The organism is Undibacter mobilis (assembly GCF_003367195.1).
In the GTDB taxonomy this organism is placed as follows: domain Bacteria; phylum Pseudomonadota; class Alphaproteobacteria; order Rhizobiales; family Xanthobacteraceae; genus Pseudolabrys; species Pseudolabrys mobilis.
On the sequence record NZ_QRGO01000001.1, the window covers coordinates 1,737,677 to 1,751,669 of the forward strand.

Consider the following 13,993-nt stretch of genomic DNA (forward strand, 5'->3'; position numbering starts at 1 on the left):
TCAGGCTCCAGCGCGCTTGGAGCGCGAGGCTTTGGCCGGCGTTGCCTTTGCCGGCGGCCTTGCATCGGCACCGCGGCCGGCCGTTTCGAGATTGGTGGCAATCACCGACATAATGCGGAAAAACTCCGCGACATCCGCTTTGGTCAGGCCTTGCCGGGCCATGGCGTTGATGCCGGCAGCGCATTCGAGCAGCATGGCTTCAAGCTCCGCCCCGGCGGGCTCAAGAAACACGCGCACATTGCGGCGGTCGCGTTCGTCGCGTTCACGGCGAATATAGCGGCGTTTTTCCAGTGCATTTAATACGGCCGTCGAAGATGCCGTTTCGACACCGACGCGACGCGACAACTCGGTCTGGTTGAGGCCGTCGTCGTACCACAATCGCTCAAGGTGAACGAATTCGCTGAAGCTGACGTCGTGCTCCTTGAGGCGGTCGCGAAGAATCTTGCTGAAGGCGAGATGGGAGCGCCGTAGCAGTTTGCCGATGCCAATGGGCGGCGGTTGCGATGCGTCTTCGATCAGACGGCGCGTTGCGTCAGCCAATGATTTCTCCATCCGACAATTGACATAAGAAACTTAGTTGACTTATATTATTGCTAAGGTATCTTACTAATAGGCACCTTAGCAATTATCTTCCGCTGCTCGCAAGGAGTACGACACAGATGAGCGAACAGGTTCTGGTGTGTCCAAGCGATGAACTCAAAGAAGGAACCGTTCGCGTCGTCGCGATCGGCGACGTCGAGATCGGCATCATCCGGCACAAAGGTGCCTGTCACGCTTACCGCAATGTTTGTCCGCATCAGGGCGGGCCGGTGTGCGATGGCAAGATGATGCCTCAGGTCGAAGACGTGATCGATGCCAACGGTCTGTTCGTCTGTCAGAACTTCAAGGAAGACGATATGCACATCGTCTGTCCCTGGCACGGATACGAATTCAAGATCTCCACCGGCGAGCACGCTGTCGATCCGAACGTTCGCCTGAAGAGGTACGACATCACGGAGCGCGGGGGTAATATCTATGTCACGCTCTAATCCCGACGCCCAAACCTTTGCCGATCTCGCCAGCGATGTGTCGGCGCGCTGCCTTGAGGCTGTCGAAAGCGGCCGGTTCGACGATGTGCCTTCCGAGGCGCTTGGTCAGGTCTTCGCATCCGTCGTTCAGCTTTTTGCCGCCAAGGCGCAGGCAGGCGAGTCGGTCTTACCCTTCGGGCGCAACAGTGGCGTGACGACGACCGATGTCGCCATTGGCTGCACGGCGATGCTCGACGCCGTCAACCTTGCTTTGTTTGAATTGGGCGCATGGCAGGCGATGTCGAGTGTCGGCCGCATCCGCCACGAAGAACCTCAATTGGAGCGCTTCTGATGTCGAAACCGGTTGCTCGCAACGTCACCAACGAAGGCTTCGATACTTCATCGCATCTCCGCAACGCCGCCGTGCAGGCGGCCAAGCGTGGCTACGACGATTTCATGATCGTCGATGTCGATGCTCACCACTATGAGACCGAAGCGTTCAGCGAAATTGCCGACTATATCGACGACCCGGTGCTGCGCCGCGAGGCCAAGTTCCAGGGCATGTCGCGCGGCGGCATCGCCTCGATGGACGGTTCCTATCAGGAAATGACCGGGCGGGTGATCCGCTATCCGGAGCGCAAGAACGAGAAGGTGCCGGCGCAGCCCCACCGCGACATCACGCTGATGTATCGCTGGATGGACGCGATGGGTGTCGACGTTGCCTGCATGTTCCCGACGCCGATGCTGAACATCGTCACCTGTCCGCGCATTGAGGTCGAGGTGGCGCTGGCCCGGGCCTATAATCGCTGGCTCTGCGACAACATTCTCAAGACCGAGAACCGCCTGAAGTCGATGCTGTATCTGCCGTTCAACGATCCGGCGGCCTGTATCGACATGGTCGAGAAGTTCGGCGACAAGCCGGGCGTGATCGGCTTCATGGTCGTCGCCACGCACTATCGTTCGGTTCACGACAACGCTTACATGAAGCTCTATGCGATGCTGCAGGAGCGTAACCTGCCGCTGGCGTTCCATGCCGCTTACACCTGGAGCGACAAGCAGCTCTCGCTGACTAACCGTTTCATGGCGGTCCACGCGCTGGGCTTCACCTGGCACAACATGCTTCACATGACCAACTGGCTGGTCAATGGCATGCCGGAGCGGTTCCCCAAGCTCAAGCTGATCTGGATTGAAAGCGGCCTCGCCTGGGTACCGTTCCTGATGCAGCGCCTCGACAATGAGTTCATGATGCGCACGTCGGACGCGCCGCTGCTCAAGCGCCTGCCCAGCGATTACATGCGCGACATGTTCTATACGTCGCAGCCGATGGAGATGGTCAACAATCCCAAGGCGCTCGAAGTGACGTTCGACATGATCAACGCCAAGTCGCAGCTCCTGTACTCCTCGGATTATCCGCACTGGGATATGGACCTGCCGATGACGATCTACGACCTGCCGTTCCTGGATGAGCAGGCCAAGCGCGATATTCTCGGCGGCAATGCCCAGCGACTCTTTAACCTTGAAACCACGCTGGCGCCGGGCAAACTTGAACGTCGCGCCAAGGCCGGCAAAGCTGCTCTGGTGTAACTGGCAAGAGTTGCTGCATTATCCCGTCTAACCTGCCCGCGATTTCAACCCGACCATCTTTCGTCTGAGGCGCGACCTATGATCTCCGAACAGGAATTGGCGAAGCTGTCTTATCCGGAGATGCCGAAGATCGTCTCCAACGAACTGCCGGGGCCCAAATCGCGGCAGGTCATTGCCGATGCGCTGCAGGTGCAAACGCCGACGCGGCCTTCGGTGCGCGGCACGCTGGTGATCGAGGAAGGTTTCGGGTCCGGCATCAAGGACCCCGACGACAACATCTATATCGACCTGTCCGCTGGTGTTGCGGTGTCGAGCGTCGGCCGCAACCACCCGAAGGTGGTCGAAGCGGTGCGCGAACAAGCCACCAAGCTGATGCACTCGGCCGGTCTGGTATCGTCGACCACGGTGAAGCTCGCCAAGAAGCTTTCGGAGATCATGCCCGAAGGTCTGCGGGATGAGTGCTTCACGGTGTTCGGCATGAGCGGTTCGGCGGCCGTCGAAACCGCAATCAAGTTCGCCAAGGCGATCACTGGTAAGCACCAGATCGTCGCCTTCGAAGGCGCCTATCATGGGGTATTCCACGGCTCGCTGGCGTTGACCACGCGCGAAAACTTCCGCGTGCCGTACATGCCGCTGATGCCGGGCGCGATCCATATGCCCTATGCCTACTGCTATCGCTGCTTCGCCGGCTTCGACAGCAAGTCCTGCGCCCAGGCCTGCGGCAAGTATCTCGATTTCAAACTCAACACGCCCAACACCGGCGCCGACGACGTCGCCGCCGTGATCGTCGAGTCCATGCAGGCCGATGGCGGCTATATCGATCCTCCGATCGAGTTCATGAAGGCCTTGCGCGAGGCCTGCGACAAGCGCGGCATCATTCTTATCATCGACGAAGTGCAGGCCGGCGCCGGCCGTACCGGCAAGATGTGGGCGGTCGAGCACTACGGCATCAAGCCGGATATGCTCGTCTGGGCGAAGGCCGTCGGCGGCGACATGCCGTTGTCCGGCGTCACCGTGCACAAGCGCTTCTATGAGAAGCTGCCGCAGAGCTCGCAGGTCATCACCAGCGCCGAGAACGCCGTAGTCAACGCCGTCGGCCTCGCCAATCTCGAGATTCTCAGCGATCCGAAGGACGATCTGATCGGCCGCGCCGCAAAGCTTGGCGGCGAGCTCAAGCAGCGTTTGCTGGATTTCCAAAAGACCTGCCGGCTCGTCGGCGAAGTGCGTGGCCGCGGTCTGTTCATCGGCGTGGAGCTGGTCAGTGACAAGGACAAGCGCACGCCGCTCGATGCCAAATATATGGGCCAGATTGCCAAGACCTGCGAGCAGCGGGGCGTGCGCGTGATGGCCTGCGGACGCTATGGCAATACGTTCCGCTTGATGCCGCCGCTGGTGATCACCGAGGCTCACTTGCGCAAGGGGATCGACATCTTCCTTGAAGCGATCAAGGAAGTGGAAGCCGCGACGGCAAACTGATCGACGCACAAAAGAGTAACGGAGCTCTAGGATGGCCGCGGAATTCACCTGCAACCAGGAAATCATCGAGGTTGCCCGCCGCAATCTGACGCAGGATGTGTGGGACTATCTGACCGGCGCCGCCGAGTCCGAAACGACCCTGCGGCGAAATCGTTATGCGCTCGACAAGCTGGCGTTTTTGCCGCGTGTCTGTCGCGACGTCTCGAAGGTCGATCCTTCGAGCACATTCCTTGGCCACAAGCTGCGCATCCCCGTGATGCTGGCGCCGATCGGTTCGCTGCAGGCGATCCATGAAGGCGGCGGCGCAGCCTCCTGCACCGCTGCATCCAAGTTCGGCACCATTCCGATGATCTCGTCGATCACGCTGCCGAGCCTCGAAGACTGCGCCAAGTCGGCCGAGGGTCCGAAGATCTTCCAGCTCTACGTCCGCGGCGACAAAGCGTGGATTCGCGACATTCTGGGCCGCGCCAAGGCGGCGGGCTATACCGCGCTGGCGCTGACCGTCGACTCGGCGGTTTATGGCATTCGCGAACGACAGCTCATGAACGCCTATCAGCCGCCAAGCGTGAAGGCTCAGACCAATCGCCATTTGCAGTCCGCCATCACCTGGGAATTAATGGACTGGATCAAGGCGGAGTGGGGCGGTCCTTTCATTCTCAAGGGCGTCGCTACCGCGGTTGACACCAAGATGGCGATCGAGCGCGGCGTCGATATCATCTACGTGTCCAACCACGGCGGTCGCCAGCTCGATCACTGCCTGGGTGCGATGGAGACGCTTCCGACCGTCGTTGCCGCCGCTGCGGGCAAAGCCAAGATTCTCATCGACGGCGGTTTCGTGCGTGGCAGCGACGTCATCAAGGCCGTGGCGCTCGGTGCCGACGCCGTGCTCATCGGCCGTCTGCAAGGCTGGGCCCTGGCCGCCGGCGGCGCCGATGGACTGTTGCGTTGCCTCGAACTGCTCGAGCGCGAGATCACCAATACGCTGGCGCTGCTCGGCCTGGTGTCGTTCAAGGAACTGACCAAGGATTACGTTTGCCAGGTCGATCCGCTCGGGCCCTGCCATGAAATGAGCGCTTTCGCGCATTTGCCGAATGGCAGGCTGGTCTGACATGCACGACCGGTTGGCGTTCTTCATCGACGGCGCGTGGAGCCAGGGCGACGGCCAGCGCAGCGGTCCGGTGCTCAATCCGGCGACCGGCGAGGAGATCGGTCGCGTTCCCTTTGCGTCGCTGGACGACATTGACCGCGCGCTGGCCGCGGCCGAGCGCGGTTTCGAAGTCTGGAAAAAGGTGCTGCCGCAAGAGCGCGCCAAGGTCATTCGCAAGATCGCAACGCTGCTGCGCGAGCAAACCGACACGATCGCCGCCATCATGACCGCGGAGCAGGGCAAGCCGATCGGCGAGGCCCGCATCGAGGTCGGCGCCACCGCCGAACTGTTCGAGTGGCTCGCCGAAGAATCGCGCCGCATCTACGGCCGCCTCGTGCCGAGCCGCTTCGCCAACACCCGCACCATGGTGGTGCACGAGCCGATCGGCCCTGTGGCCGCGTTCTCGCCGTGGAACTTCCCGTGCATGATGCCGGGCCGCAAGATCGCCCATGCACTCGCGGCTGGCTGTTCGATCGTGCTCAAGCCGGCAGAAGAAACGCCCGGCACCGCCGTGGCTCTCGGCAAGGTCTGCGAGCAGGCCGGCGTGCCGAAGGGCGTCGTCAACATCCTGTTCGGCGAACCCGCACAGGTGTCCGAGCGCCTGATCAAATCGCCGGTCATCCGCAAGATCTCGCTCACCGGCTCCACCAATGTCGGCCGGCATATCGCGACCCTCGCAGCCCGAGACTTCAAGAAAGTTACGCTTGAACTCGGCGGCCACGCACCGGTCATCGTGTTCGAGGATGCCGACCTTGATCGCGCTATCTCGCTGTCGGTTGGCAGCCGGTTCCGTAACGCCGGGCAGGTGTGTACAGCTGGGTCGCGCTTTTTTGTTCAGGAAGCCCTGTACGACAAGTTCGTGGCCGGCTTCACGGCTGCAGCATCCGCGCTTCAAGTCGGCAACGGCCTCGATCCCAAGTCACAGATGGGACCGCTTGCCAATGTGCGGCGCATCGACGCCATGGAGAAGCTGGTGGCCGATGCCGAGAGCCGCGGTGGTCAGGTTCGCACCGGCGGTCGGCGCAAGGGCAACACCGGTTTCTTCTTCGAACCGACCGTTATCACCGGACTGACGAACGAAGCCGACCTGATGAATGTCGAGCCGTTCGGGCCGCTGGCGCCTATCGTTCCGTTCCAGACTTTTGATCAGGTCGTCACTGAGGCGAACCGGGTGCCCTATGGCCTTGCCGCTTATGCCTTTACGCGCTCGCAGTCTTATGCGGCGCGGGTCGGCGAGCAGCTGCAGGCTGGCATTATCGCCATCAACGGCGTCACCGTGACGGCGCCGGAAGGTCCGTTTGGCGGCATGAAGGACAGTGGCACCGGACGCGAGTCCGGCATCGAAGGCCTGCTGGAACACATGAACGTCAAGACCATCACCGAAACCTACAACTGAGTGCGGCGATGAAAGCAGACAAGACGGAAAAAGACGCCAAGCCGGTCCTCGGCTGGGGCAGCGATATCGTCGCCGAATTGATGCGGCGTCTCGGCATCAAATATGTCTGCGTCAATCCCGGATCGAGCTTTCGCGGCCTGCACGACAGCCTGATCAACTATCTCGGCAACGAAAAGCCGCAAATGCTGCTGTCGTTGCACGAGCAGTCCGTCGTTGCCATTGCGCACGGCTATTACAAGGCGTCCGGCGAGCCGATGGCGGTCGTCGTTCACAGCAATGTCGGTCTGATGGCCGGCACCATGTCGATTTTCAACGCATGGTGCGATCGCGTGCCGATGCTCATTCTCGGCGCAACGGGTGCGGTGGACTCGGCTGTTCGCCGCAACTGGATCGACTGGAACCATACGTTCCGAGACCAGGGCGCGCTGGTCCGTCACTACGTCAAGTGGGACGAGCAGCCGACGACAGCGCGTGCGCAGGTCGACAGCATTCTGCGCGCCTGGCAGGCCGCCAACACCGCGCCCTGCGGCCCGTCTTACGTCATCCTCGACCGCCGCCTGCAGGAAGACGCGCTGAATGGCGAGATCGTGTTGCCGGATGTCGCGCGCTACAAGCCGAAGGCTCCCGCCGCGCCGTCGGAAGACGCACTGAACAGTGCGGTGGCGATGCTGTCCGAAGCCAAGAACATCGTCATGCTGATCGGTCGCGTGTCGCTCGACCCCAAGCAGTGGGACGATCGGGTCAAGCTGGCCGAGCGTCTGAACGCGCGCGTCGTCACCGATCTGCGCATGGGCGCCTCGTTCCCGACGGAACATCCGCTGCATGGCGGACCGCAGGACCTGTTCTTGTCACCGAACGACAAGGCGGCCGTCGGCAAGGCCGATCTGGTGCTCAGCCTGGACTGGTACGACCTCGCCGACACGATGCAGCAGGCCGGCGGCAAGGCCAAGGTGATCAGCGTTACGGTCGATCATCACGCCCACAATGCCTATAGCGGCGACCATCAGCGCCTGGCGCCCGTCGATCTCGATATTGCCGTCGAGCCGCATATGGCGGTCGAGGCATTGCTGACGCGTCTTAAGCCGCCGGCGAAGCCGATGGCGGTCCAGCAGAAAAGCGCGCCGGATTTTACCGGCGATCCGGCTCTGACGCCGACGCTCACGGATTTGGGCCAGGCTATGGCCAAGCTGCGCGAAGGCCGCAAGGTCACGCTGGCGCGTGCGCCGTTGAACTGGCCATCCGCCAGCTATCCATTCCGCGAGCCGCTCGACTATCTCGGCTATGACGGCGGCGGCGGCGTCGGCTCCGGTCCCGGCATGACCGTGGGTGCGGCGCTGGCGCTTGCCGGCTCCGGCCGCGTTGTCGTCGGCATCATGGGTGACGGCGAGTTCCTCGGCGCCGCGTCGGCGCTGTGGACCGCGGCGCATTACAACATTCCCCTGCTGATGATTGCCGCCAACAATCGCTCATACTTCACGGACGAAATCCAGCAGGAGACCGTGGCGCGGGAACGCAAACGCCCGGTGGCGAACCGCTGGATCGGCCAGCGGATCGACGAGCCGGCCGTCAACCTTGCGGGTCTCGCCCGCGATTTTGGCGTCGAGGCCGAAGGCCCGATCGAGAAAGCCGGAGACCTCTTCGCCGCGCTCGAACGTGGCATCAAGGCGGTCGAGGCCGGCAAGCCCTATTTCATCGACGTGTTGATTGATCCGTCGCGCGGAGCTAGCTTCGACTGGCTGGATGATGCGTAAGCTCCACGGCGCGCTTTTCGCCGAACAAGTACGCCGGTGTGAGTCTCATGCGTGAACTCGATTGGGGCATCGGAAAATCCGTCCGTCGGTCGGAAGACGCGCGGCTGATTTCCGGCCTGGGCCGTTACACCGACGACGTGGATTTGGGTCCGGCAGCCGCAATGTATATCGTGCGGTCACCGCACGCCGCGGCCCGCATCGTGTCCGTCGACCTGTCGCAAGCCAAAGCGGCCCCCGGCGTGCTCGCCGTCCTCAGTGGCGCGGACGTAGCGGCTGAGAACTTCGCGCCGTTGCCGTCGCGTGTGCAGCGCCACAAAGCCAATGGCGAGCCCAATTTCGTGCCACCGTACTATCCGCTCGCGGTCGATGTAGCGCCGCATAGCGGCGTAGCTGTCGTTGCGGTGGTGGCCGAGACGCTGGCCCAGGCCAAGGACGCCGCCGAGCTGGTTGAGATCGAATACGATGTCGTCGATGCGGTGACAGACACTGCGCGGTGTCTCGATGAAGGTGCCCCGGTGGTGTGGGAAGGGCAGCGGGACAATCGCTGCTTCGTCCTTCGCCTTGGCAACAAGGCCGCCGCTGAGGCCGCCTTTACGCGCGCCGATCACGTTGTGCGCGACCGGCTGATCATCACGCGCATGACCACCAACTCGATCGAGCCGCGCAATGCGCTTGGTCACTACACCGCCAAAGACGGCCGTTACGCGCTCTATTCGAGCCTGCAGTCGCCGCATACGATTCAGCGCGAGATCGCCGGCATTTTCCGACAGCCTGCCAACCGTTTCCGCGTCGTCGCTCACGACGTTGGTGGTTCCTTCGGCATGAAGGGCAGCGTTTACCCCGAGCAAGTATTGGTGTTGTGGGCATCGCGACTTGTCGGCCAACCGGTCAAGTGGGTTGCCGAACGCAGCGAAGGCTTTCTGTCCGACCATCAGGCGCGCGACAATATCTCGGACGTCGAGCTGGCGCTCGATAAGGAGGGGCGTTTCCTGGCTCTTCGCGTCAATACAGTTGCCAATATCGGTGCCTACATCGCCCTCAATGGCCTGCACTCGCCGACCAATAATCTCGGGGGTCTCGCCGGCGTCTATACGATCCCGGCCTTCGATGTCGAAGTCACCGGCGTGTTCAGCCATACACCGCCGACCTGCCCCTTCCGCGGCGCCGGGCGCCCGGAAGCATCCTACTGCATCGAACGCATCATCGATCTTGCCGCGCGCAAGCTGAAGCTCGACCCGGCGGAATTGCGTCGCCGCAATCTCATTCCGGAGTCTGCCATCCCGTACAAGACCGGGCTCGTCTACACCTATGATTCCGGCGAGTTCGAAACGGTAATGGACCGCTGCCTGGAGGCAGCCGACTGGAAAGGTTTCGATCGGCGCCGAGCAGAGGCAGAAAAGCGCGGCAAGCTGCGGGGTATCGGTATTGCCTGCGTGATTGAAATTGCCGGCGGTCCTCAGGGCATGCCGATGGAAGAGGCCGTTGAGATCCGCTTCGATTCCGGTGGCAGTTGCACCATCGTGTCCGGCAGCCATTCGCACGGCCAGGGGCACGAGACTGTCCTTAAACAGTTCGCCGCCCAGTATCTCGGACTGGCGCCCGATCAGGTGCGCATTGTCAGCGGCGATACCGACGAGGTGGCGCATGGCCGCGGCTCATTCGGCTCGCGCACCATGATGGCGGCGGGCACTGCTTTCGTGACGGCGGCCGAGCGGGTGATCGATCGCGGCAAGAAGCTGGCTGCTCATCTTCTTGAAGCCGGGGAGAACGATATCGAATTCGCCGACGGCGCCTTTGCTGTGTCGGGTACCGATCTCAAGATCGGGCTGTCTGACGTTGCGCGCGCTTCCTATCTGCCGGCCCGAATGCCACGCGGCATGGAGTTTGGCCTCGACGGCAAGGCCGTGGTGACGCCGCGCGATGCGACCTTTCCGAACGGCTGCCATATCTGCGAGGTGGAGATCGATCCCGAAACTGGCGTTCCGCGGATCGTTGCCTATACCGTGGTCGACGACGTCGGCAACGTCATGAACCCCTTGCTGCTGAAGGGGCAGATTCACGGGGGCGTCGCTCAGGGCGTCGGCCAGGCGCTGATGGAACGCATCGCCTATGCCGATGGACAACTCGTAACCGGCTCGTTCATGGACTACGGCATGCCGCGCGCCCACGACCTGCCGAAATTCGAAGTCATCAGCCATGAAGTGCCGACCGAGACCAATCCGCTCGGCGCCAAGGGCGCCGGGGAGGCGGGTACCGTCGGCGCACTCCCGGCTGTCATGAATGCGGTCAACGATGCTCTTTATCGCGAGGGCGTGCCCCGCATCGATATGCCGGCAACGCCGGGGAATGTCTGGGCCGCCCTGCAGGCCGCGAAGGACGCGGTGACATGAGTCATCAATGTCCCGGACATCGACTGGGCAATTGACGGCTTCCTGGAACAAGTAATATACTAAAGAACATAACATAGATAAGCTATAGGATATTCATATGAAGGCTTGGCTCAGCTACGGCTTCAACGATATGCGCCTCGAAGAGGTGCCCATGCCGCACGCCGAGCCCGGCTGGGTGGTCTGCAAGGTCCGCAACCTCGAGCTCTCGGTGACCGAGATTGCCGAATTCCGCGGCCTGCCCGTTCCCTCGCATGAAAACATCAAGCGCATGCTCGCCGAGCGCGCGCCGATGCCGCTGTGGGGGCATGAATTCTGCGGCGAGGTGGTTGAAGTCGGCGCCGGCGTCACCAACGTCAAGCTGGGAGATCGCGTGTTCTATCATCGCGGCGTTCCCTGCGGGACCTGCAAGTACTGCAGTGCGGGTCTGCCGGATCTCTGCCGTTCGGTTATCAATGTGTCGGAAGATACGCCGGGCTGCTTGGCCGAGTACTTCCCGATTCCGGCGAGCACGATCGCCGCCATCCCAGCCGAAATCAGCGATATCGAAGCCTGCGGCATGCAGCCGCTGGTGTCGGTGATGGGCCGTATCGAGGGCGTCGGCATCGAGATGGGCGACACCGTCGTGGTTATGGGTCAGGGGCCGATGGGCCTGTTCTGCACCCAGATCGCCGCCGTCGCTGGCGCCGCCAAGGTCGTAGCCGTCGCGCGCCGCGATCCGGTTCTCGAGCTGTCGAAGAAGCTCGGCGCTACCCACACGATCAATGTCACCCGGACCGATCCGGTCGAAGCCGTCATGGAGATCACCAAGGGCCTCGGCTGCGACGTCGTTCTCGAATGTGCGGGTGGTAGCAAGGAGCAGGGCCACGCCGGCATCGACACGTTCGTTCAGGGACTGGCGATGTTGCGCAACGAGGGCCGCATTTCAGAATTCGGCCATCTGCCGGTCGGTTCGACGGTTCCGATCGGACCGATCGACAAGAAGGGCCTGCATGTGATCGGCACACGCAGTCCGTCGCCGCGCATCATCAACTATGCCATCGATCTGGTCGCCTCGAAGCGCGTGCAGATCGAACCCACCGTGACCCATGTTCTCAAGGGTATCGAGAAGGTGCCGGAAGCGATCGAGATCACCGGCAACAAGGCGAAGTTTGGCGCGATCGGACCGGCGCAAGTCGTTCTCGTCTGACCGGCCGAGTGAAGCCAGCTCAACCGCGAAACGTCTTAGAGCGCAGGTGTAACGTGTACGTCGCTATTTTAAAGAGCAAGCCAAACACCGGATCTCTTCGTGAAGAGTACCGTTCACGTCACGATGCTTATTGGGACGAGCACATGGACCGCCTTCGTTTGGCTGGCCCGATCCTGTCGGACGACGGCCAGACCCGCACCGGTCAGATCCTCCTGATCAATGCCGATGACAAGGCGACGGCGGAGAAGATACTGACCGGCGATCCCTTCGTGCAGGCCGGTTTGTTCGAGTCCTGGACGATCCAACGGTTCCGCGTTTCGGTGGAGGCTGGCCGCCTCGCTTAGGCCTGACAAAGCCATGATGTCGTTCTGGGATTTCTCGAACGCCGTATACATGGCCCCTGGCGTCGCCAACGAATGCCTGCAGCTTCAGGACGAATTCGATGTCGACGTCAATGTTCTCCTGTTTTGTGCCTACGCGGCTGTGATCGCCGGGGTTCGCCTCAGCGAGCAGAATCTCCATGACGCTGACAGCCATATCGCGGACTTGCGGCGGGGCGTCATCGCTCCCTTGCGCGCGTGCCGACGCGCCATGAAGGTGGGCATTGCGGCGCTCAGCAGCGGCGATCGTGACCGCGCCGAGCAGCTGCGCTCGCAAGTGAAAGCCATCGAAATCGCCGCCGAACAGATCGAACAAGAGCGGCTCGCGGCCTGGCTGGCGGCCAATACCCACATGGAACGCGGGGAATTGCCGGGCGCTCTTGACGACAATTTGGCGGCGCTTTTTGCTCCGCTCGAGCGCAAGAACCGCGTCGTTCCGGTGCCGGCTGCCCTTGTTCGCGCGGCTTTGGCTCAGGCCAAGTGACCGCACGCGACGCGCCGGTCGATGCTGCATAGTTGAGCGCGCCTGCCTTATTCATGCGCTTGCAGACGGCAACAAAGCTAATATAAATAGCTTATAGAACTAATGTAAAAAAGCGGCCGCTCGACCGGTCCGCGGACGGGAAGGGCGTGCAACTATGCTGCGATCATCAGGCGCAAAAGGGCTGATCGGTTTCTTCTTCACTGTCCTCCTGTGCCTCGCGCAGGGTCAGAGTGCGGCACGGGCCGAGGACGTTGCGGATTTTCCTAGCCACAACATCCGCATCGTGTGCGCTTTCGGCGCCGGCGGTCCGCCCGATGTTGTTGCCCGCGTTGTGGCGCAAGGACTGTCGGTAAAGCTGGGCAAGCCCGTCATCGTTGAAAACATCTCCGGCGCCAGCGGCATGCTTGCGGCGCGCACAGCCGCGCGAAGCGCCCCGGACGGCTATACGCTCATGGTTGTCGACATGTCGTTCATCGTGGCCCGTCACGCCGTCGCGTCGTTCGACATCAATCCGCTGGAAGCGTTCAAGTCCGTCGGTCTTGCTGCCCGTTCACCCTTCACCCTGATCGTCGACAGAAAATTGCCGGTCGCAACCGCTGCCGAGTTTGTCGCGCTGACGAAGAGCAAGCCCGAGGCGGCTATTGTTGGCCATACCGGCATCGGCACGACTCCGCACCTCGGTTATTTGGCCTTCGCGACGGCGACCGGAACAAAGTCGCGTCTTATTCCCTACCGCAACATCGGCGATGCGCTTAACAACATCATGAGCGGCGACATCCATGCGGCCTTTTCGGCTGCCAGCACGGCGGCGAGTGTGCAGGGTTCGGACAAGTTGAAGGTTCTTGCCGTCACAGGGGATAAACGTATTCCGCAGCTCCCGAACATCCCGACCTTCGCTGAAGGCGGCATCGTCATGAAAGGTTTCGAAGAGGGCGCGTGGTATGGCTTTGTCGCACCGGCCGGTACGCCCGATGCCATCGTCAATAAGCTCAATGCGGCGCTCAATGAGGTCGTCAAGGATCAGTCGCTGCGAGAGCGTCTGGTCGCGTCGGGTGTCGAATTGACCAGCGGTACGCCCGCCGATTTTGCCAAGTTTATGGCGAGTCAGGATCAGTTCTGGGGCAAGACTCTGAAGGATGCCGGCATTACACCGAACTGAACGACACCCGGATTACGCAATCGCCGCGCCGCC

The 13,993-nt window shown here is 61.9% G+C and carries 13 protein-coding genes; 12 read left to right on the top strand and 1 reads right to left on the bottom strand.

From position 1 onward, the window contains the following. On the bottom strand, window positions 1-540 hold the full coding sequence (locus tag DXH78_RS08200) for a MarR family winged helix-turn-helix transcriptional regulator (RefSeq protein WP_168192743.1): 540 nt from the start codon (window positions 538-540) through the stop codon (window positions 1-3). Window positions 541-659: 119 nt separating this feature from the next. On the opposite strand from DXH78_RS08200, the gene DXH78_RS08205 reads away from it, so the two are divergent. From DXH78_RS08205 to DXH78_RS08260, 12 genes are all read left to right on the top strand, one after another. Then, window positions 660-1,028, top strand: a complete 369-nt coding sequence (locus DXH78_RS08205; RefSeq protein ID WP_115516573.1) for a Rieske (2Fe-2S) protein — start codon at window positions 660-662, stop codon at window positions 1,026-1,028. Beyond that, window positions 1,015-1,359, top strand: coding sequence for a hypothetical protein (locus DXH78_RS08210; protein ID WP_115516574.1), 345 nt, complete (start codon window positions 1,015-1,017; stop codon window positions 1,357-1,359). Before DXH78_RS08205 ends, DXH78_RS08210 begins: the two co-directional genes overlap by 14 nt. Further along, complete coding sequence (locus DXH78_RS08215; RefSeq protein WP_115516575.1) at window positions 1,359-2,591, top strand: amidohydrolase family protein; 1,233 nt, start codon at window positions 1,359-1,361, stop codon at window positions 2,589-2,591. The genes DXH78_RS08210 and DXH78_RS08215 overlap by 1 nt, the downstream gene beginning before the upstream one ends. 78 nt (window positions 2,592-2,669) lie before the next feature. After that, window positions 2,670-4,067: an aspartate aminotransferase family protein gene (locus DXH78_RS08220; protein WP_210209525.1), complete on the top strand. Its 1,398-nt coding sequence runs from the start codon at window positions 2,670-2,672 to the stop codon at window positions 4,065-4,067. Window positions 4,068-4,098: 31 nt separating this feature from the next. Continuing rightward, on the top strand, window positions 4,099-5,175 hold the full coding sequence (locus DXH78_RS08225; protein ID WP_115516576.1) for an alpha-hydroxy acid oxidase: 1,077 nt from the start codon (window positions 4,099-4,101) through the stop codon (window positions 5,173-5,175). A 1-nt stretch (window position 5,176) separates the two neighbouring features. Continuing rightward, entirely contained in the window at window positions 5,177-6,610 is a 1,434-nt protein-coding gene (locus DXH78_RS08230; protein ID WP_115516577.1) for an NAD-dependent succinate-semialdehyde dehydrogenase, read from the top strand. 8 nt (window positions 6,611-6,618) lie between these two features. Next, window positions 6,619-8,361 (top strand): thiamine pyrophosphate-binding protein, encoded by a 1,743-nt coding sequence (locus DXH78_RS08235; protein ID WP_115516578.1) that lies wholly within the window; start codon window positions 6,619-6,621, stop codon window positions 8,359-8,361. A 47-nt stretch (window positions 8,362-8,408) separates the two neighbouring features. Beyond that, a complete protein-coding gene (locus DXH78_RS08240) occupies window positions 8,409-10,751 on the top strand; it encodes a xanthine dehydrogenase family protein molybdopterin-binding subunit (RefSeq protein WP_115516579.1) in 2,343 nt (780 codons plus the stop codon). Between the two features lie 97 nt (window positions 10,752-10,848). Further along, window positions 10,849-11,937: a zinc-dependent alcohol dehydrogenase gene (locus tag DXH78_RS08245; protein ID WP_115516580.1), complete on the top strand. Its 1,089-nt coding sequence runs from the start codon at window positions 10,849-10,851 to the stop codon at window positions 11,935-11,937. Window positions 11,938-11,990: 53 nt separating this feature from the next. Continuing rightward, window positions 11,991-12,281 carry a YciI family protein gene (locus DXH78_RS08250; protein ID WP_168192744.1) on the top strand — a complete coding sequence of 97 codons (291 nt, stop codon included), beginning with the start codon at window positions 11,991-11,993 and terminating at the stop codon, window positions 12,279-12,281. Between the two features lie 13 nt (window positions 12,282-12,294). Then, window positions 12,295-12,801, top strand: coding sequence for a TIGR02444 family protein (locus tag DXH78_RS08255; protein WP_115516582.1), 507 nt, complete (start codon window positions 12,295-12,297; stop codon window positions 12,799-12,801). A 154-nt stretch (window positions 12,802-12,955) separates the two neighbouring features. Beyond that, window positions 12,956-13,960, top strand: a complete 1,005-nt coding sequence (locus DXH78_RS08260; RefSeq protein WP_115516583.1) for a Bug family tripartite tricarboxylate transporter substrate binding protein — start codon at window positions 12,956-12,958, stop codon at window positions 13,958-13,960. Window positions 13,961-13,993 lie beyond the last annotated feature (33 nt).